Source organism: Acinetobacter sp. IK40, from assembly GCF_035615075.1.
GTDB lineage: Bacteria > Pseudomonadota > Gammaproteobacteria > Pseudomonadales > Moraxellaceae > Acinetobacter > Acinetobacter courvalinii.
Genome location: NZ_JANBOE010000001.1, coordinates 365509 through 384268, shown reverse-complemented (window position 1 = coordinate 384268; position 18760 = coordinate 365509). Strand labels below are relative to the sequence as shown.

17 protein-coding genes are annotated in these 18760 nt (G+C 41.6%); 8 read left to right on the top strand and 9 right to left on the bottom strand.

What is annotated here, in order from left to right:
* Window positions 1–50 precede the first annotated feature (50 nt).
* The 3 genes from lepA to MSG93_RS01885 all read right to left on the bottom strand — a co-directional run bounded on the left by lepA (window position 51) and on the right by MSG93_RS01885 (window position 5165).
* The gene (lepA, locus tag MSG93_RS01900; protein ID WP_005229528.1) at window positions 51–1868 is read right to left on the bottom strand and encodes a translation elongation factor 4; all 1818 of its coding nucleotides are present in this window, start codon (window positions 1866–1868) and stop codon (window positions 51–53) included.
* A 1346-nt stretch (window positions 1869–3214) separates the two neighbouring features.
* On the bottom strand, window positions 3215–3673 hold the full coding sequence (locus MSG93_RS01890) for a thioesterase family protein (protein ID WP_324619433.1): 459 nt from the start codon (window positions 3671–3673) through the stop codon (window positions 3215–3217).
* 115 nt (window positions 3674–3788) lie between these two features.
* Complete coding sequence (locus MSG93_RS01885; RefSeq protein ID WP_262768479.1) at window positions 3789–5165, bottom strand: Do family serine endopeptidase; 1377 nt, start codon at window positions 5163–5165, stop codon at window positions 3789–3791.
* A gap of 372 nt (window positions 5166–5537) precedes the next feature.
* Between MSG93_RS01885 and nadB the strand changes: the two genes are divergently transcribed.
* Window positions 5538–7175 carry an L-aspartate oxidase gene (gene nadB, locus MSG93_RS01880; RefSeq protein WP_324620646.1) on the top strand — a complete coding sequence of 546 codons (1638 nt, stop codon included), beginning with the start codon at window positions 5538–5540 and terminating at the stop codon, window positions 7173–7175.
* Between the two features lie 80 nt (window positions 7176–7255).
* Here the strand turns inward: nadB and MSG93_RS01875 are convergent, their stop codons facing one another.
* From MSG93_RS01875 to pabC, 5 genes are all read right to left on the bottom strand, one after another.
* Entirely contained in the window at window positions 7256–7621 is a 366-nt protein-coding gene (locus tag MSG93_RS01875; protein WP_324619430.1) for an immunity 22 family protein, read from the bottom strand.
* 33 nt (window positions 7622–7654) lie between these two features.
* On the bottom strand, window positions 7655–7975 hold the full coding sequence (locus MSG93_RS01870) for a tetratricopeptide repeat protein (protein ID WP_324619428.1): 321 nt from the start codon (window positions 7973–7975) through the stop codon (window positions 7655–7657).
* Window positions 7976–8160: 185 nt separating this feature from the next.
* Window positions 8161–8766 carry a dTMP kinase gene (tmk, locus tag MSG93_RS01865; protein ID WP_324619426.1) on the bottom strand — a complete coding sequence of 202 codons (606 nt, stop codon included), beginning with the start codon at window positions 8764–8766 and terminating at the stop codon, window positions 8161–8163.
* Entirely contained in the window at window positions 8766–9845 is a 1080-nt protein-coding gene (gene mltG / locus MSG93_RS01860; protein WP_032867417.1) for an endolytic transglycosylase MltG, read from the bottom strand. Before mltG ends, tmk begins: the two co-directional genes overlap by 1 nt.
* Window position 9846: 1 nt before the next feature.
* On the bottom strand, window positions 9847–10659 hold the full coding sequence (gene pabC, locus MSG93_RS01855; protein ID WP_262474883.1) for an aminodeoxychorismate lyase: 813 nt from the start codon (window positions 10657–10659) through the stop codon (window positions 9847–9849).
* A gap of 252 nt (window positions 10660–10911) precedes the next feature.
* Here pabC and MSG93_RS01850 point away from each other — a divergent pair, with 252 nt between their 5' ends.
* From MSG93_RS01850 to MSG93_RS01825, 6 genes are all read left to right on the top strand, one after another.
* Complete coding sequence (locus MSG93_RS01850) at window positions 10912–11919, top strand: sulfate ABC transporter substrate-binding protein (RefSeq protein ID WP_005284652.1); 1008 nt, start codon at window positions 10912–10914, stop codon at window positions 11917–11919.
* 31 nt (window positions 11920–11950) lie between these two features.
* Window positions 11951–12553, top strand: a complete 603-nt coding sequence (locus tag MSG93_RS01845) for an alpha/beta hydrolase (protein ID WP_324619421.1) — start codon at window positions 11951–11953, stop codon at window positions 12551–12553.
* A 75-nt stretch (window positions 12554–12628) separates the two neighbouring features.
* Window positions 12629–13462: a sulfate ABC transporter permease subunit CysT gene (cysT, locus tag MSG93_RS01840; protein ID WP_005229508.1), complete on the top strand. Its 834-nt coding sequence runs from the start codon at window positions 12629–12631 to the stop codon at window positions 13460–13462.
* A complete protein-coding gene (gene cysW, locus MSG93_RS01835) occupies window positions 13459–14358 on the top strand; it encodes a sulfate ABC transporter permease subunit CysW (protein ID WP_324619419.1) in 900 nt (299 codons plus the stop codon). Before cysT ends, cysW begins: the two co-directional genes overlap by 4 nt.
* Before the next feature lie 11 nt (window positions 14359–14369).
* Complete coding sequence (locus tag MSG93_RS01830) at window positions 14370–15440, top strand: sulfate/molybdate ABC transporter ATP-binding protein (protein WP_005229505.1); 1071 nt, start codon at window positions 14370–14372, stop codon at window positions 15438–15440.
* A gap of 74 nt (window positions 15441–15514) precedes the next feature.
* The gene (locus MSG93_RS01825; protein WP_005229503.1) at window positions 15515–16438 is read left to right on the top strand and encodes a CysB family HTH-type transcriptional regulator; all 924 of its coding nucleotides are present in this window, start codon (window positions 15515–15517) and stop codon (window positions 16436–16438) included.
* Between the two features lie 104 nt (window positions 16439–16542).
* Here MSG93_RS01825 and carO read toward each other — a convergent pair whose 3' ends face one another.
* Complete coding sequence (gene carO, locus MSG93_RS01820; RefSeq protein ID WP_262765025.1) at window positions 16543–17292, bottom strand: ornithine uptake porin CarO; 750 nt, start codon at window positions 17290–17292, stop codon at window positions 16543–16545.
* Window positions 17293–17892: 600 nt separating this feature from the next.
* Here carO and dapD point away from each other — a divergent pair.
* A complete protein-coding gene (dapD, locus tag MSG93_RS01815; RefSeq protein WP_324619414.1) occupies window positions 17893–18714 on the top strand; it encodes a 2,3,4,5-tetrahydropyridine-2,6-dicarboxylate N-succinyltransferase in 822 nt (273 codons plus the stop codon).
* The last annotated feature ends 46 nt before the right edge of the window (window positions 18715–18760 follow it).

The window sequence follows — 18760 nt, the reverse complement described above, 5'->3', positions numbered from 1 at the left end:
TGCTCGTTTTGCAGCTGGGTAAAACCAGAGGTTTCCCCAGCCTCATTTCTTTATCTATCGACTTTCAATACAGCCAAGAACGCTTCTTGTGGAATTTCAACACTTCCCACTTGCTTCATACGTTTCTTACCTTCTTTCTGCTTCGCAAGAAGTTTCTTCTTACGTGAAACGTCACCACCATAACATTTGGCCAGTACGTTTTTACGCATCGCTTTCACAGTAGAACGGGCAATGATTTGTGCACCAATCGCAGCCTGAATCGCAACATCATACATTTGGCGAGGAATCAGATCTTTCATCTTCTCTACCAATGCAATACCACGATGGCGTGCATCCTGACGGTGGCAAATCATCGCCAAGGCATCGACCTTCTCACTATTAATTAATACATCTACCTTAACCAAAGCTGAACTTTCGAAACGAACGAAGTTATAGTCGAGTGATGCAAAACCACGTGAACATGATTTTAATTTGTCAAAGAAATCCATGACCACTTCAGCCATTGGAATTTCAAAAGTAATAGAAACCTGATTCCCCAGGAATTTCATGTCTTTTTGAACACCACGACGTTCGATACACAGCGTCATGACGTTACCTAAATATTCTTGTGGCACAAGGATATGGCATTCGGCAATCGGTTCACGCAAGTCTTCAACCGTAGAACCATCCGGCATTTTTGATGGACTGTCGATATAAATGATATCGCCTTTCTTGGTCAAAGCTTCGTAAATGACCGTTGGCGCAGAACTGATCAGATCCAGATCGTATTCACGCTCTAAACGCTCTTGTACGATCTCCATGTGGAGCATGCCCAAGAAGCCACAACGGAAACCAAAGCCTAATGCATCTGAACTTTCCGGTTCAAAGAATAAAGCTGAATCGTTGATCTGTAGTTTTTGTAGTGCTTCACGGAACGGTTCAAAGTCACTTGAATCAATCGGGAAAAGTCCGGCATATACCTGTGGTTTTACCTTTTTAAAACCAGGCAAAGTTTCCACTTCAGGCGTAGAAGAAAGTGTGATGGTATCACCGACTGGCGCACCAAAAATATCTTTAATACCCGCAATCACGAAGCCAACTTCACCGGCTTCGAGAATGTCGGTTTCAGTATGTTTCGGATTGAAAACGCCCACTGAAGTGACCGGATGAGTTTGACCTGTCGATTTAACCAGCATCTTATCGCCCTTACGGATACGACCTTGCTTGATACGGACCAGGGAAACAACCCCTAAATAGTTGTCAAACCATGAGTCAATAATCAATGCCTGTAATGGTGCATCACGGTCGCCTTCAGGCGCTGGAATAACATCAACCAGACGCTCTAGCACACCTTCCACACCTAGACCGGTTTTTGCAGAACAGGTTGGTGCATCAGTCGCTTCAATTCCGATAATTTCTTCAATTTCGTGAATGACACGTTCAGGCTCTGCCTGTGGCAAGTCAATCTTGTTCAAGATTGGTAAAACTTCTAAGCCCTGCTCAATTGCGGTATAGCAGTTAGCAACCGACTGTGCCTCAACCCCTTGTGCAGCATCGACAACCAGCAAGGCGCCTTCGCACGCAGCCAAAGAACGCGACACTTCATAAGAGAAGTCAACGTGTCCTGGGGTATCAATGAAGTTTAATTGATATTCCTGACCATTCGGATGGGTGTAATACAACGTCACCGAAGCGGCTTTAATTGTAATCCCACGCTCACGCTCAAGCTCCATAGAGTCTAATACTTGAGCTTGCATCTCACGATCTTGTAAACCACCGCACATTTGAATGAAACGGTCAGCCAGCGTCGACTTGCCATGGTCAATGTGTGCAATGATCGAGAAATTGCGTATATTTTTGATATCTACGGATTTTTTAGCTTGCGCCATGGGTTACCTTAAGAATATGTACACAACAATCTAATCAATTAAATAATTGCCTATTGCTGCGAAAAATAATGTTTAAAAAGTTCGGCACAGTATAAGCACAACAATGTTAAAAATATAGTGTTAAAAGTATATGTGACCGAGACTACATCGTGATGCTGAAAGCAATATTTAAGCGAGAAATTAATTTCCCCCCTCAGAACCTGACAATCGCTTTAAAAAATACTGCAGAGTTTGTGAGTTGTATAAGGCTAAGAATGGATGACCTGTCTTGGTGCCGTGCCATTCCATCCTTATTTTGATAATGCAAAGCTTGCATGACGAGTTGAGCATGATCCGAAACAGCAACAGGATACTTCACAATATATATTCAACAAGCGCATATCGAGCCTAGGAAGAATTTTCTTCTCCGCCTGATGTTTGGTTTATGCTTCCAAATGCTGATAATGAACAAACTAAACCACTTAAAAGTAGCAGGATGAGTCCCCTTCTAGAATACTTAAAGCCTATTTAACCATTTAATTTTTAAAATTAATTTGGGTTTACATAATAGAAATAAAAAATCAGAATCGCGAGCAAAATGCTGGCAAGGGTTAAATAGCATCCCACGGTATTAAAGCTTTTTACGAATTTTAAGATATCCATACTTCATAATTTTTAAAAACATTGTGACCATTATCACAGATTTTAATCAAAACAGTGAAATAACCGCCGATAAAAGCATCAATTAGTCCGACCAGCTTTTTCGCTCGCTTTTACACACCTTTTGATATTAAACATTCACCCTGATAGCTATCAAAAATGCTCAATTGCGTAAATTTCGGTTTCAATGTCAGCCTTCAAGGCAAAAATGCATAGCTGAGCTATCGCGATAAATTTTCTCCCATAAAAAAAAGCCGTGCTTGATCAGTACGGCTTTTTCATCATCTTTTTTTAATTATTCAATTTTATGCCAGAACATCACGGTTAAATTAAACTCAGATTTAATTAAAAAAGCGCAAGCAATCAGACCTAGCCCCACAAACAGAAGGGTCATATCAAAAACAACACTTCCGATTACAAGTACAATGCCTGCAAACAAGCACAGCAAATAAAAAACAACAACCCCCACGTTGTCATTCATCATGTTCCCCAAAACACAATTTAAGAGGCTATAAAATAACCACTATACAAAAATTATACAATTAGCTTAATCTATTGAATTTTTCGCATAAGCCAACGTTATTAAACGTTTTTTTAAGTATTTAATCCGAGTTTAGGTTAATTGATTCACTATTTTTAAACTTAGTTTGATGAATTGATCGTAAACTGCCGCCCTCTGATCATTCATTTGCTGCTGATTTCTGAATTTATTCAGACTGCGTATATGAAATTGAAAAGTCCATTGGATTTAAATCTGGTGAAATCGGTTGGTAAGCCTGAGTAAAACTCGGTGACATCCGTTTTGGACGTCCTGTTTCAATTTCAATACAGGCCCATTTGGTATTTCCCACAAACAGAACACTTTGGTCTTTCGGACGGTAAAATGCATACTGACGGAAAGAATATAAGGCATTTATATCATCCAGCCATGTACGCAAGACGATGTGTTCACCTTCCAGAGCGGCTTTGCGATACTGCACATGATGTTCAACCGCGACCATTGCATGTTTAAGTTCCAGATACTGAGCAAGTCCTAACCCTAATGTTTCGATATGTGCTGCAGCGACATCCTGCATCCACTGGATATACATCACGTTATTGACATGGCCCAATACATCGATATGCTCAGGTTGAACTTGTAATTCCAAATCAAAAATCGTACTCATTTATCTGGCTTCTTTCATCAATCAAAACTCAGCTAGATACACTAGTCTAAACTGCTGAGTATTACAAAATAAAAAACCACCCTTTTCAGAGTGGTTTTGAGCAACCATAGCAGGTTTAAGGTAGACGTAAACCTAGAATTGCACGTTGGCCCTGACGGATAATGGTCACACGGGCAACACTATTCTTCGGCAAGGCACCCACCGTTTTAGCGAACATCTGACTGTTGGTAATCGCTGTACCATTAACCTGAACAATGACATCCCCTGCGACCAGATTTGATAATGATGCAAGGCCACCACGTTTCACATCCTGAATCAGAATACCACTGCGAATGTCCAAACGTGCTTGCTCAGCCGCAGTCAGATCACGAATACTCATACCTAAACCGCTGGTTGGATTATTTTTCTCAGCATCTGCAGCCGTATCGTCTGGTGCGGTACCCAGTGTTGCAGAAATGGTGCGTGTTTTATCATCACGTAAAATTTCGAGCTGAACGGTTTGATTTGGCGCAATGCGATTCAATGAATAAAGTAAATCGCCTGTACGTGAAATTGGCACACCATTGGCTTTTAAAATCACGTCGCCTGATTTTAGGCCTGCTTTTTCAGCAGGTGATTTCGGTGCAACCTGCGTAATCAAAGAACCTTCCGGTTTCGGTAATTTATAAGCTTCGGCCAGATTACGATCGATGTCTTGCAGCATGATACCAAGATATGAACGTGTTACTTTACCTGTAGTCTTTAACTGTTGTACTACATCCATTGCAACATCGATTGGAATCGAAAAAGACAATCCCATATAACCGCCGGTACCACTGAAGATACGTGAGTTAACCCCCACCACTTCACCACGCTGGTTAAACAATGGACCACCAGAGTTCCCCGGGTTCAGTGCGGCGTCTGTTTGGATAAACGGTACTGAAGTTTCACCACTCATATTACGTGATTTGGCACTGACAATCCCCGCTGATGCGGAATAATCAAAGCCAAATGGCGAACCAATCGCGAGTACAGGTTCACCAACGCGAAGCTGGTTAACATTACCAATTTTTAATTCCGGGAAATTGCTTCCATTGACTTTAAGTAATGCAATATCCGTACGTTCATCGCTACCAACAAGTGTTGCGTCAATTTCACGGCGGTCATTCAGGATAATACTGATGCGGGAAGCATTTTCAACCACATGACGATTGGTTAACAAGTACCCGTCCTTGCCAATAAAAAATGCACTGCCATAGCCTGTTTTTTCCTGTGGTCCCTGTTGTTGCGGGATAATCACCTGATTACCAAAAAAACGACGCAAAATTTCCGGAACCTGTTGTTGTAATAACTCTTCCTGAGTCATTTTCTTGACCACATTGACACTCACCACAGCAGGACTGACCTGCTCAACGAGATTTGAAAAATCTACTGGCGATGCAGCATTGACTTGAGCAGCTGCTACCGTAAATACCGCAGCATACATTCCTTGTTGTAAATAGCGACTTTTCATGAAGCAAGAACCTACATACTGTTGATTAAAATAAAAGTTATGATCTATGTTTGTAGCATAACCCTAGCATTCTTTTCGTAAAAAAATGTTTATATTTTCAATGCATACAACCAAATAGAACAATGAAATGTGAATAAATTATGGAGCATTTTCCAGATGTTCACCTTTCAATTAAGGTTTTATCTTGGACAGCTTAAGGCTAGATTAAAACCATGTACTGAAAGTTAATCGTTTTCTCATTCATACAGATGAGGCCAAATTAATCAATAAATAAATCGCATTCGCTAAAAATTCACTCAATTTCAGGCAAATTGGCCCTTGCCTTTTTGACAAAAAAGCGGTGTCATTAGCGAACGTTTAAAACTGAAGCAGATTGACATGCCTGATTTAAAAACAATTCACCATTTTGATGTGATTATTGTGGGCAGTGGCGGTGCAGGTTTAAGCCTCGCACTCTCTTTACCAAGTCATTATAACATTGCAATTCTGGCAAAGGCGGCGCTGACGGAAGCCAGTACCTTCTACGCACAAGGCGGTGTTGCGGCAGTCTTAGACGAAACCGATTCGATTCAACAACATATTAATGACACCATGATTGCAGGCGGTCATTTGTGTGAGCTAGATGCAGTCAAACATACCGTCGAAGGTGGCAAACCATCCGTTGATTTCCTGCTCAAGCAAGGCGTGCAATTTACACTGGATGAAGACGAACAACTGCATCTCACCCGTGAAGGCGGTCACTCACAACGTCGTATCATTCACTCTGCCGATGCAACCGGCAAAGCCATTTCAACCACGCTGGTTGAACGTGCTAAAGAACGAAAAAATATTACAATTTTTGAAAATTATATTGCGATTGATCTGATTACCCTACACAAGCTTGGTCATCAACATCAAGTCAATCGTGCGATCGGCCTCTATGCTTTAGATGAGACTCACGAACAGGTGCATACCTTCCTGGCTCCATTTACTGCACTTGCCTGTGGCGGTGCAATGAAAGCTTATCTCTACACCTCAAATCCTGATATTGCCACAGGTGATGGTATTGCCATGGCCTATCGTGCTGGTTGTCGTGTCGCCAATATGGAATTTAACCAGTTCCATCCGACCTGTTTATATCACCCGAAAGCACGCTCGTTCTTAATTACCGAAGCGATGCGCGGTGAAGGTGCTTATTTGCGCCTCCCCGATGGCGAACGTTTTATGCTGCGTTTTGATGAACGCGCTGAACTTGCACCGCGTGATATTGTGGCACGTACCATCGACCATGAAATCAAGCGTCTCGGGATTCGTCATGTCTGGTTAGACATCACCCATAAATCGCCAGAGTTTATTATTGAACATTTCCCGACACTGTATGCCCGTCTGCTTGAACTCGGCATTGATATCACTAAAGATATGATTCCTGTGGTTCCAGCTGCACACTATACCTGTGGTGGTGTAGTGGTCGATGAACATAGTCAGACTGATCTCGATGGTTTATATGCCATTGGTGAAACCTCTTATACAGGTCTACACGGCGCCAACCGTATGGCCAGTAACTCACTCCTTGAATGTTTCGTTTATGGCATGAGTGCAGCAGAAGATATTGAACAGAAGTTTGATGCTGAGTTTCAATTTCCAGATGTCCCAACCTGGGATGAAACACAAGTTACCGATGCCGATGAAGATGTGGTGATTCTGCAAAACTGGGATGAGCTACGTTCGACTATGTGGAACTATGTGGGTATTGTGCGTACCACTAAACGTTTACAACGTGCCTTACATCGTATTGAAATGCTCAAGCATGAAATCACTGAGTATTATCAGGATTACCGTGTTAGCAAGAACCTGATTGAATTGCGTAACCTGGTTCTGGTTTCGGAAATGATTGTACGCTGTGCGATGGAGCGTGAGGAATCACGTGGTTTACATTACACACTGGATTACCCTGAACTCTCCAAGGAGATTCGCAAGACGGTGCTCACTCCACCGAATTTTAAAGTGGAACAGCCGTTGGTGAATGAGTAATATTTAATTTAGACAAATACTAAATTAATAATTGGGCTGAATTACTAGATATAAGTAATGTTGGCCCAGCCAAATCTTGATTATTTATAAGGAACTGCGCACAAAAAAGTAAAGTTTTCTGTTGTCTTGTCTAATTCATATGAAAAATTATATATCAATATTATTGAATTAATAGGAAAAGGCAACCTAGAGCCCTTTAAAGTTATTTCCTCTTTTATCTTATCTGAATAAGAAAAACCTTCTAAAATTATCTCGAAATTACTAGTTAAATTATGGAAATCCTTTTCAATAAAATCGTCATCTACAAAATCTATTTCAAATTCTTTTGAAAAAATAGATCCTACAAACTCACCATCCAATGAATAATCATTAAATGTATAACTATTTAACGAATCATGAGAATCTAATACTCCCCCCCAAATAGAGACATAGTCATTTTTCTGCATCACTCATCACCTAATACAACATAAACTATCTGATTAAATATTAACCCTTTGTTCTAAAAATTCTAAATATTTGGGGTCATCTTCCATGAAAATATCGATGCCCCCTCCCATATAAGCTCGAACAAATTCATCTTGTGCTTTTTCCCAATTTTCTTGTTCAAAATAATACTGTCCTAAACGAAAGTGTATATATGGATTACCCAAACCATTTGGACATTGCAAAGCATTATAAAAAGCTTTGAAAGCTTTCTCATTATTATTAAGGTGTAAATGTGCATCACCTACTGCAACGTATATCCATGTTGCTGCTTCCCACTCTTTATGATTAGAAGGCAATAAAAGCAAAGCATCCAAATAAAATCCTTTGCCTCCTCAAACTGCCCTTCTGCAACCTGCTTATCGCCTTGTTTACATAAGTCCATAACATGTTGATAAACATTATCAGCTAATTTTTTCATAAAAAACCAACCAAACAGAAGTAAACCATTGATAATTCGTTAGTTCACAATAATGGAAAATAAATTGTAATAAAACAGCTCTTAGAGCAGTTTTATATAATTTAATACCTCTTCAAACACTACATCCGCATTCTGTGTTGCGTCCAAACGCTTCATCCTTTCAGGTTCTGCTTGCCACAAAGTCTCATAACCTGCACGCACCTTAGCAAAGAAACTTAATTTCTCTTGCTCAAAACGGTCCAAAGCACCACGCTCTCGCGCACGGGTCATGCCCAACTCAATTGGAGCATCCAGCCAAAAGGTGATATTCGGCATTTTCGCCACAAAAGTTTGATTTAACAGTTGCAGCTTTTCCTGACTTAAACCACGTCCAGAGCATTGATAAGCAAAGCTGGCATCGGTAAAACGATCACTCAGCACAATTTTACCTGCTTCTAATGCGGGTAAAATCACTTGCTGTAAATGCTGTGCACGTGCTGCATAAATCAATAACAGCTCGGTATCATGACTCATTTGCTCTTCATGATTTACTGCTAATAATAATGAACGAATCTGCTCAGCCAATGGGGTGCCGCCCGGTTCACGGGTCAACACCACTTCTTTACCTTGCTGTTCAAAGTACTGATGAATTTTACGAATCAACGTAGTCTTCCCTACGCCTTCCGTCCCTTCAAAACTAATAAACATTATTCGCCCTGCTTTTTCTTTGAACGTAGTACAGTTAAATATTCTTGCACTGCACGATTATGGTCTTCTAAAGACGCGGTAAATTTATGTCCACCATTGCCTGTAGCAACAAAATATATATTTTTGGCATCGTCTGGATGCATCGCTGCTTCAATCGCTTTCTTACTTGGCAAAGCAATAGGTGTTGGCGGTAATCCATTGATGGTGTAAGTGTTATAGGCCGTTGGCGTACGTAAGTCATTACGGGTGATATTGCCTTTATAGTTGTCGCCCATGCCATAAATGACGGTTGGATCGGTTTGTAGGCGCATACCTATTTTCAGACGACGGACGAACACACCTGAAACCTGCTGTAGCTCACTATCCAGACTGGTTTCTTTTTCAATAATCGAAGCCATGATCAAGGCTTCATACTTATCTTTATACGGTAAGTTCGGTGCTTTCTTGGCCCAGGCTTCATCTAATGATTTCATTTGACGGCGATATAAATCAGTTAAGATTTTTTTGTCCGTTTCACCTTTGGCAAAGAAATAAGTATCTGGTGCAAATAGACCTTCGGGATGTGTATATGGAATGTCTAATTGCTTTAACAGTTCAGATTGAGGAAGGTCAAGCAAGGTATTGGTGACATTCGAATCTTTTCTCAAACTCTGGATCAACTGAGAAAAGGTCGTTCCCTCAATCACCAAAATACGGTTCATCTGCGCATTATCTGCATCAGACAACATATCCATGACCTGACGGACCGTCATGCCTTGCGTAATTTCATAAACACCTGCTTTCATGGTGTCATGAATCATAAACTTCTGATAGAGCTTTAAAACTATCGGAAAGTTCACATTATTTTCTTTGGCTAAACGATCAATAAAACGTGAATAGGTATCGCCAGAAGAGATGACCAGAAGTTGTTTCTTGCCTTCTACCGGATAAGCTTTGAATAAACTTGACCATACGATGCCAAAGATCACCAAAATAAAAACCACAATGGCGATCAAAAAGGCTTTAAAAAAAGAAAAACTGGATTTTGGTTTCGCTTTTGGCTTTTTCTTACTTTTGCTGGAACTAGGCGGCTTTGGCATATTAATCAATCTGGCTAAGTTTTAACGTTTCAAATAAATCAAGATAAGGTTGTTGCTCTAAACAACGGTCATGAAATCGAATCACCGCTTTCATCGGGTGCAAGGCATTGCAGAAGAATAAACTCTGAATACGGCCAATTTCGTTCATCTCAATACAACGCTGCTCACATTTAACCTGATATTGCTGCATTCTCGATAGAATTTTGGCCCGCATCACACCGTGGACGCCATTATAACGAAGTTCTGGCGTAATCCACCGATCATTTATACGAATAAAACAATTACTGCTCACCCCTTCAACAATAGCCCCCTGCACATCACTGACCAATGCTTCCAGCCAGCCATGCTGATCTGCCTCTTGCTTGAGTAAGACCTGCTCTAATCTGTTCAATGTTTTCAGGCCGACCAGATGTGGCATATTCAGCCCCAAGGCATGATTTAACAGGCCACTTTCAATCCATTCAGGTTGAAAAGCCTGTGTCACTCTTGGGTAATACCAGACATAAATATCGGCTGCATGTAGCGGTAGACTATAGCCACGATCTCCCTCACCGCGGCTAATCACCACTTTTAAGGTACCATTCAGCATTGCATATTGCTGCTGTAAATGTACAAGTGACTTTTCAATCAAGGATAAATCGGCATCGAGGCTTAGGCTATTACAGGCCAGTTTTAAACGTGCAAAGTGCAACTCTTTTAGCTCAAAATTTCCGTGAAAAATACGTGCTGTGGTAAAGCAACCATCACCATAATGAAAAGCACGGTCTAATAAAGGAATGGCGTCAATTAACTGTCCATTTTTATAACACTGCATGATCTAAGCACCTACTCACTCAACAAGACCGCACGACCAAAAATAAATAAACATTTGATTTTAAACAATTATAACAATTAAAAGAGTGAATTAAAAATGTGTTATATATCAATAATTCAGCAAAGCTTATCTGTTTTATCTATTTCTATATTTTTCATAACAAATTCGATTTTAATTATTTTTTTTGCAAAAAAACTGGCGTTATGCTGCGTACATATTCCAAACAGTGATTTAGTTTTTAAGGGGTTTTCCATGCGTTTTTCTCAAGTTAAAGTCGGCGTCATTGCTGCATTACTCTCAGTTTCTTCATTTGCAGCACAAGAGTTCTTAAATGTCTCTTATGACCCAACTCGTGAACTCTATACCGATTTCAACAAACAGTTCGGTACCTTCTGGAAACAGCGTACCGGTCAGGATATCGATTTTAAACAGTCACATGGCGGCTCAGGTAAACAGGCCCGTTCCGTGATTGATGGCTTAAATGCAGATGTAGTTACACTTGCGCTTGCAGCAGATATCGATGAGATTGCTCAAAATGCAAAATTACTCCCAGCAGACTGGCAAAAGAAATTACCGAATAACTCTACACCATACACATCAACCATTGTTTTCCTGGTTCGTAAAGGGAATCCAAAACAAATCAAAGATTGGGGTGACTTGGTTAAACCAGGTGTAGAAATCATTACACCAAACCCGAAAACCTCTGGCGGTGCACGCTGGAACTATTTAGGTGCTTGGGCATGGGCAAAACACCAGAAAGGCGGTAACGACGCCAAAGCTCAAGAATTTGTTCGTCAAATTTATAAACAAACCAAAGTACTTGATTCAGGCGCACGTGGCGCAACTACAACCTTTGCTGAACGCGGTATCGGTGACGTATTGCTGGCTTGGGAAAATGAAGCCTACCTAGCCGTACGTGAGCAACCGGGCAAATTCGAAATCGTTACACCTTCTCTTTCTATTCTTGCAGAACCGCCAGTTGCTGTGGTTGAAAAGAATGCCGAGAAAAAAGGCAATCTACAAATCGCCCGTGGTTACTTGAACTACCTGTATTCACCAGCAGGACAAGAGATTGCTGCACGTAACTTCTACCGCCCACGTAATGCAGCGGTATTAAAGAAATATAGCAATGTATTCAAACCACTAAAACTTGTCACGATTGATCAGGAATTTGGTGGCTGGACCAAAGTGCAAAAAACCCACTTTGATAATGGCGGTATCTTTGACCAGATCGTCAAACAGAACAGCACAGGTAAATAATTTACTTGACGGGTAAATAGGGAGAGCGGACATGATTCATACGGTAATTGTTCCAGGTGTAGGTGGTAGCGAAGCGCAGCATTGGCAGTCTTGGTTACAACAGCAAGTCGTGTCTAGCTCTCGCGTTGAACAGAAACATTGGGATCGTCCAGTATTAAGTGAATGGATTGCCCAGTTTGTAAAAACAGTTGCAGCCGCGCCTGCGCCAGTGCAAATCGTGGCACATAGCTTTGGCTGCTTGACCAGTGTTGCTGCGCTTGCTGAACATCCAGAACTCCGGACCAAAGTTAAAAACCTGCTTCTGGTTGCGCCTGCCAATCCAGCACGTTTTGGTGAAGCCGGCTTTGCACGTCATAGCTTGACAGACTATCAACAGTATTTTCAGCAGCTTAATATTGAGGTACCCACCACCTTATTGATTAGTGAAAATGATCCTTGGCTGGGATATGTCGATGCATTACAACTGGCCCAGGCATGGAAACTGACACCGATTAATTTAGGTGCTGTGGGTCATGTCAATGTTGCTTCCGGATTCGGTCCTTTTCCGGAAATCCTGAATTATCTGTTACCTGAAAAAAAGACGCAGTTCGTTGCCCGAATGAGTCAGGCAAACTTTAATCTGAAGTTTGCCTAAGTTCCGCCCCGTATTTTTAGTCATCGCATTATTTATTTGCTGGTTTTAGCAAACCTTTCTCTTTGAGGAAATATCATGTCGCAGCGTTCCCGAGTGCTGCCTGGGTTTGGTCTCTCATTAGGCTTTACCCTCGCTTACGTGTCTTTGATTGTGCTTATTCCTTTATCTGCTGTATTTATCAAATCTTTAGGGATTGGATGGGATGGCTTATGGGAAATCTTAACCTCAGAACGGATTTTAAAATCCTTGCAACTTAGTTTTAGTGCAGCCCTGATTGCTGCATTAGTGAATGTTATTTTTGGTTTGTTACTGGCTTGGTGTCTGGTTCGCTATAGCTTTCCAGGTAAACGTATTATCGATGCTTTAGTCGATTTACCTTTTGCATTACCGACGGCGGTTGCAGGTATCGCGCTTACCTCTTTATATGCACCAACAGGCTGGATCGGACAGTATCTTTCTCCTCTTGGAATTGAAGTAGCGTATACGCCAATCGGGATTACACTGGCACTGATCTTTATAGGGTTACCCTTCGTGGTTCGTACCGTACAGCCCGTATTGAGCGATATTGAAACCGAGCTAGAAGAAGCGGCTTCTGCACTGGGTGCAAATCGTTGGCAGACGATCACTAAAATCATTTTGCCGATCTTGTTTCCAGCGGTACTTACCGGTTTTGCCTTGGCCTTTGCCCGGGGTGTCGGAGAATATGGCTCGGTGATTTTTATTGCCGGTAACCAGCCTTATAAAACCGAAATCGCGCCGCTGATGATTATCTCTCGTTTAGAAGAATATGATTATGCAGGTGCAACCACGATTGCGGTCGTTATGCTTGTTCTGTCATTTGCCATCTTATTTTTAATTAATTTAGTACAAGCATGGGCAAGCCGCCGTACAGGGAGAGTTGCGCAATGAGCTTAAATACCAATAGCAATGCTTTGGCACTCAAACTGCAAAGCAGAGACGCCACCCGTGAACCGATCTGGGTACGTTATAGTTTAATCGGTGTGGCTTTAATCTTCTTTTTAAGCTGCTTACTGTTACCCTTGATTCTAGTTTTTGTTGAAGCGTTCAAGCAAGGCATTGAAGTCTATATCAATGCTCTGACCGATTCGGACACCCTATCCGCAGTCAAACTCACCTTAATCACTGCAGCGATTGCAGTTCCAATTAATGTGGTGTTTGGTGTAGCAGCGGCATGGGCTGTTGCCAAATTCCAGTTCCGAGGTAAAGCCATTCTCACCACGATTATAGACATACCGTTCTCGGTCTCTCCTGTGATTGCGGGTCTAATGCTGGTGCTGATTTTTGGTGCTCAAGGCTGGATGGGTGGCTGGTTAATGGATAACGATATCAAAATCCTGTATGCCGTACCTGCGATTGTATTAGCCACTATTTTTATTACCGTTCCTTTTGTTGCACGTGAATTGATTCCGTTGATGGAAGCACAAGGTACCGAGGAAGAAGAAGCCGCAATTGTACTTGGTGCTTCAGGCTGGCAAACCTTCTGGAGAGTCACTTTACCCAATATCAAATGGGGTCTGATTTACGGCGTGATTCTGTGTAATGCCCGGGCAATGGGTGAGTTTGGTGCAGTATCCGTGGTTTCTGGCCATATCCGCGGTCAAACCAATACCTTACCGCTACACGTCGAGATTCTTTATAACGAATATACCTTTAGTGCTGCATTTGCTGTGTCATCGTTACTGGCATTTTTAGCGATTCTCACTTTGATCTTGAAAACGTGGCTCGAAGTCCGCCAAGAACAAGCAAATCAACATCAGCCCACTCAAGATCAACCTAGCCACTAAGGAATAAACACATGAGTATTCAAGTTAAAAATATTGAAAAACACTTTGGTGCATTCCATGCGCTAAAAAATATCTCTTTAGATTTTCCTGAAGGTGAATTGGTTGCCCTACTTGGTCCTTCAGGCTGTGGTAAAACTACCTTATTACGGATTATTGCAGGTCTGGAATCTGCCGATGGCGGACAGGTTTTACTTGAAGGTGAAGACGCAACCGATATCCATGTGCGTGAACGTCAGGTCGGTTTTGTATTCCAGCATTATGCCCTGTTTCGTCACATGAGCGTTTTTGACAATATTGCCTTTGGCTTACGTGTGCGTCCGCGTGCCACACGCCCATCAGAAGCTGAAATTAAGAAACGCGTGACGCGCTTGCTGGATCTGGTACAACTTGGTTTCTTGGCAGATCGTTACCCGGCCCAGCTTTCTGGTGGCCAACGTCAACGTATTGCCTTAGCCCGTGCGCTTGCAGTTGAACCACGTGTTTTGTTGCTGGATGAACCATTTGGTGCACTGGATGCCAAAGTCCGTAAGGAATTACGCCGCTGGCTACGTACCTTACATGATGAACTGCATATTACCTCGATCTTTGTCACCCATGATCAGGAAGAAGCTTTAGAAGTTGCAGATCAAATTATTGTCATGAACAAAGGCGATGTTGAACAAATCGGTTCACCACGCGAAGTGTACGAAAAACCGGCAACACCTTTTGTTTTTGATTTCCTTGGTCAAGCAAATCGTTTTGAAGGTGAGCATACAGGCGGTATTATCCGTATCGGCGATGATCGTATTCAGTTACCAACCAGCCTTGAGGCCCCGCAAGGCAAAGTCATTGCATTTGCACGACCAAATGAATTACATATTCATACCCAGCCTCAAGCCAATACCATTGAGGCAACCTTCTTACGCGAGGTATGGATTGCTGGCCGGGTTGTCGCTGAATTACAAGATCGTAGTGGACGAACCATTGAAATTTTATTAAGTGTAGAAGAGGCGAACTTACATCAATTCAAACCGAATCAAACGGTCTGGATCAGCGCGGCTCAACTTCATTTATTTGCAGATCAATCAACGCAAGTTGCTTAGAAGAATACTTTGAGGGCGGTTAAACTATCCTTGCAGGACTTTAGCCGTTTCTCACCTTATGTGGAAAAAAGACTATGAACTTTCAACAACTCAGAATTATTCGAGAAACTGTTCGCCAAAACTTTAATTTAACCGAAGCATCTGCGGCCCTTTATACCTCTCAATCTGGCGTCAGCAAACACATCAAAGATTTAGAAGATGAACTCGGCGTACAGTTATTTGTACGTAAAGGCAAACGCTTACTGGGTCTGACCGAGCCAGGTCAGTCTTTACTCAGCATCGTGGAACGCATGTTGGTCGATGCCGATAATATTAAACGCCTCGCCGATGATTTTAATAAAGTTGATGAAGGCACACTGACCATTGCCACCACACATACCCAAGCGCGTTATGTGCTGCCACCGATTGTGAATCAATTTAAGAAACTATTTCCTAAAGTTCATTTGGTTTTACAACAAGCCAGTCCTGTTGAAATTGCAGAAATGCTGCTTCAGGGTGAGGCCGATATCGGGATCGCAACCGAATCATTAACCACAGAAGAAAATCTGGCCAGTGTTCCGTATTATGAATGGCACCATAGCATTATTACCCCGAAAGACCATCCATTGGCAAAACTAGATAAAATCAGCCTGGATGTATTGGCTGACTATCCGCTGATTACTTACCACGGCGGTTTCACGGGTCGTTCAAAAATTGATAAAGCTTTTGAAGATGCACAACTTCATGCAGACATCGTAATGTCAGCACTTGATGCCGATGTCATTAAAACCTATGTTGAACTGAATATGGGCGTCGGGATTGTCAATGATGTCGCTTATGATGCTGAACGTGATTATCGCCTACAACAGATCAAGACTGATGTATTTGGCGTAAATACCACCTGGATCGCGGTACGCAAAGGCCATCTACTGCGGGGCTATGGTTATGAATTTATCTCGCTTTGCTCACCAGAAACAGATATTAAAGCGCTGAAAAAAGTCGCTTATCCCGAAGAATAAATGATCCTGAACATAAAAGGCGCATGATGCGCCTTTTATGTTGTCTATTTCACAGGCATAAAAAAACGAGCATGACGCTCGTTTTTTTATAAGGAATGCATGGATTAGAACTTGAAGCTCATACCCACTTTCGCAACTGGCATCCACTCATATTTACTTTTGTTTTCAATATTGCGTTCTTCTTTCGCAATTTCATCATTCAAGTTAGCACCGCTACCATTACTCGCTGTACCACCATTTACGTTTCGTAAAGATGCAGTTGGATTACCAGTATAGTAAGCACCAACCTCACCAAACACGCCAATATTTTTATAGACTTGCGGTGCAATACCGACACCTACATATGGTGCGATATCATCTTTATAACTCATTTTACCTGCGATATGTACATCAGAAGTTGCATTAAAATCAGTATTGTTCACACTGAAGTTACGGCCCTGACTTACACGACGATCAAGTTTGTAGTCATTATCTAAATAACCAACACCTGTCGCAACATATAATGAATTCGCAAAGTTATTGGCACTTGCACCCCAAGGACGGATTTCAGCATTTAAATATGCTGTTTTATTATCCATATCTAGGTCATATTTAGAGCCATTAATTTTAAGGTCATCTGACCAAGAAATATCGCCACCATTGTAACCAAGGCTTAAGCTAACGTATGGGTTGACTTTATATGAAATTGCCCCACCGTAACCAGTAGTACCCACTTCAGCACGAACTGAAACTGGATCTAAGTATGAAGGAAAAGCGTACACAGATTCCTGCACAACTTGTTCATCTGCCGCAAATGCAGTACCTGCAATCGCTGTTAATGCACCTGCTGCTAACATAACACGCAAAGCTTTCATTGAAGTCTCCTCAAAAATGCTCTTATTTAAAGTATAATTGTTACTGTGGACACAGCATAAAATAAATAGCGCTATTTTTTTATACAGAAACTGATTATTTTTTGTTATTTTTTGATACAAATTCGAAGGAATTATGTATTTCTAAATTATAGATAAAAAACAATAAGCTCCATTTTTATGACAGTTTTATTGCTCAATTTTAAAACAAAATATTGTAACCACTTTTTTCAAAGATTCTGAGGGTCTGCTGCCACTTTATCTATGGTTGCGACAATGGAGATTTTTTAGGCGATACAAGGCATGGCTTGTGAAGTTTAGGCTTTCTAAATGAACAAGACATAACGATGTAGCGACAAAAAAACTCCTTGTCCTTAAGCTTCGCCTTGCGCTGTAATCAAAGCAGTGCTTTGCTCTTGCTCAGGTTATAGCTAAAACTCCCTCATACTTCGTTATGAAACTTGGCAAGGGAATAGCCATTCCCTGCGTTTTATGCCTCGTCTGATAAAATTTTAGCTTATAACGCAACCTATTTATAAAATGGCAACAGACCCTACAAAATTAGTGTAAAATCTTCAAAATTTTTTTGGAAGAAGGAAGATCATGTCTCAGCTTTCTACAATCATTGAGCAAGCATTTGAAGACCGTGCCAACTATAGTGCAGCGGACTGCCCAACTGAAATCCGTCAAGCTGTAGAACAAGCATTGGCTGGATTAGATAACGGTACACTACGTGTTGCCGAAAAAATCGATGGTGAATGGGTTGTTCACCAGTGGCTGAAAAAAGCCGTTTTGCTTTCATTCAAACTCAATGATAACAAACCGATCGAATCGTGTGATCTTCGTTTCTATGACAAAGTAGATACCAAACATTCAGGCTGGACTGAAGAACAGTTCAAAGCTGCGGGTGTACGTGTCGTGCCTCCTGCAGTTGCCCGTCGTGGTAGCTTCCAGGCTAAAAATGTGGTGTTAATGCCTTCTTATGTCAATATTGGTGCTTATGTAGATGAAGGCACAATGGTTGATACTTGGGCAACTGTAGGTTCATGTGCACAAATCGGTAAAAATGTTCACTTGTCTGGTGGCGTTGGTATCGGTGGTGTTTTAGAACCTTTACAGGCAAACCCGACCATTATTGAAGATAACTGTTTCATCGGTGCACGTTCTGAAATCGTTGAAGGCGTGATTGTTGAAGAAGGTTCGGTCATTTCAATGGGCGTTTTCATCGGTCAATCTACCAAAATCTTTGATCGTGAAACGGGTGAAATTCACTACGGCCGTGTACCAGCAGGTTCTGTAGTTGTTGCGGGTAACCTTCCATCAAAATGCGGTACTTACAGCTTATATGCAGCCATCATCGTGAAAAAAGTGGATGCAAAAACCCGTGCAAAAACCAGCTTGAACGATTTATTACGCGCTGACTAATTTGTAATATATACGGAACTTAATGGTTCCTCGTCTCTACGATCAG

Coding starts and splice junctions, on each gene's coding strand:
- lepA (WP_005229528.1), bottom strand. CDS start 1,868: ATGGCGCAAGCTAAAAAATCCGTAGATATCAAAAATATACGCAATTTC.
- MSG93_RS01890 (WP_324619433.1), bottom strand. CDS start 3,673: ATGAGTACGATTTTTGATTTGGAATTACAAGTTCAACCTGAGCATATC.
- MSG93_RS01885 (WP_262768479.1), bottom strand. CDS start 5,165: ATGAAAAGTCGCTATTTACAACAAGGAATGTATGCTGCGGTATTTACG.
- MSG93_RS01875 (WP_324619430.1), bottom strand. CDS start 7,621: ATGCAGAAAAATGACTATGTCTCTATTTGGGGGGGAGTATTAGATTCT.
- tmk (WP_324619426.1), bottom strand. CDS start 8,766: ATGTTTATTAGTTTTGAAGGGACGGAAGGCGTAGGGAAGACTACGTTG.
- mltG (WP_032867417.1), bottom strand. CDS start 9,845: ATGCCAAAGCCGCCTAGTTCCAGCAAAAGTAAGAAAAAGCCAAAAGCG.
- pabC (WP_262474883.1), bottom strand. CDS start 10,659: ATGCAGTGTTATAAAAATGGACAGTTAATTGACGCCATTCCTTTATTA.
- MSG93_RS01850 (WP_005284652.1), top strand. CDS start 10,912: ATGCGTTTTTCTCAAGTTAAAGTCGGCGTCATTGCTGCATTACTCTCA.
- MSG93_RS01845 (WP_324619421.1), top strand. CDS start 11,951: ATGATTCATACGGTAATTGTTCCAGGTGTAGGTGGTAGCGAAGCGCAG.
- cysT (WP_005229508.1), top strand. CDS start 12,629: ATGTCGCAGCGTTCCCGAGTGCTGCCTGGGTTTGGTCTCTCATTAGGC.
- cysW (WP_324619419.1), top strand. CDS start 13,459: ATGAGCTTAAATACCAATAGCAATGCTTTGGCACTCAAACTGCAAAGC.
- MSG93_RS01830 (WP_005229505.1), top strand. CDS start 14,370: ATGAGTATTCAAGTTAAAAATATTGAAAAACACTTTGGTGCATTCCAT.
- MSG93_RS01825 (WP_005229503.1), top strand. CDS start 15,515: ATGAACTTTCAACAACTCAGAATTATTCGAGAAACTGTTCGCCAAAAC.
- carO (WP_262765025.1), bottom strand. CDS start 17,292: ATGAAAGCTTTGCGTGTTATGTTAGCAGCAGGTGCATTAACAGCGATT.
- dapD (WP_324619414.1), top strand. CDS start 17,893: ATGTCTCAGCTTTCTACAATCATTGAGCAAGCATTTGAAGACCGTGCC.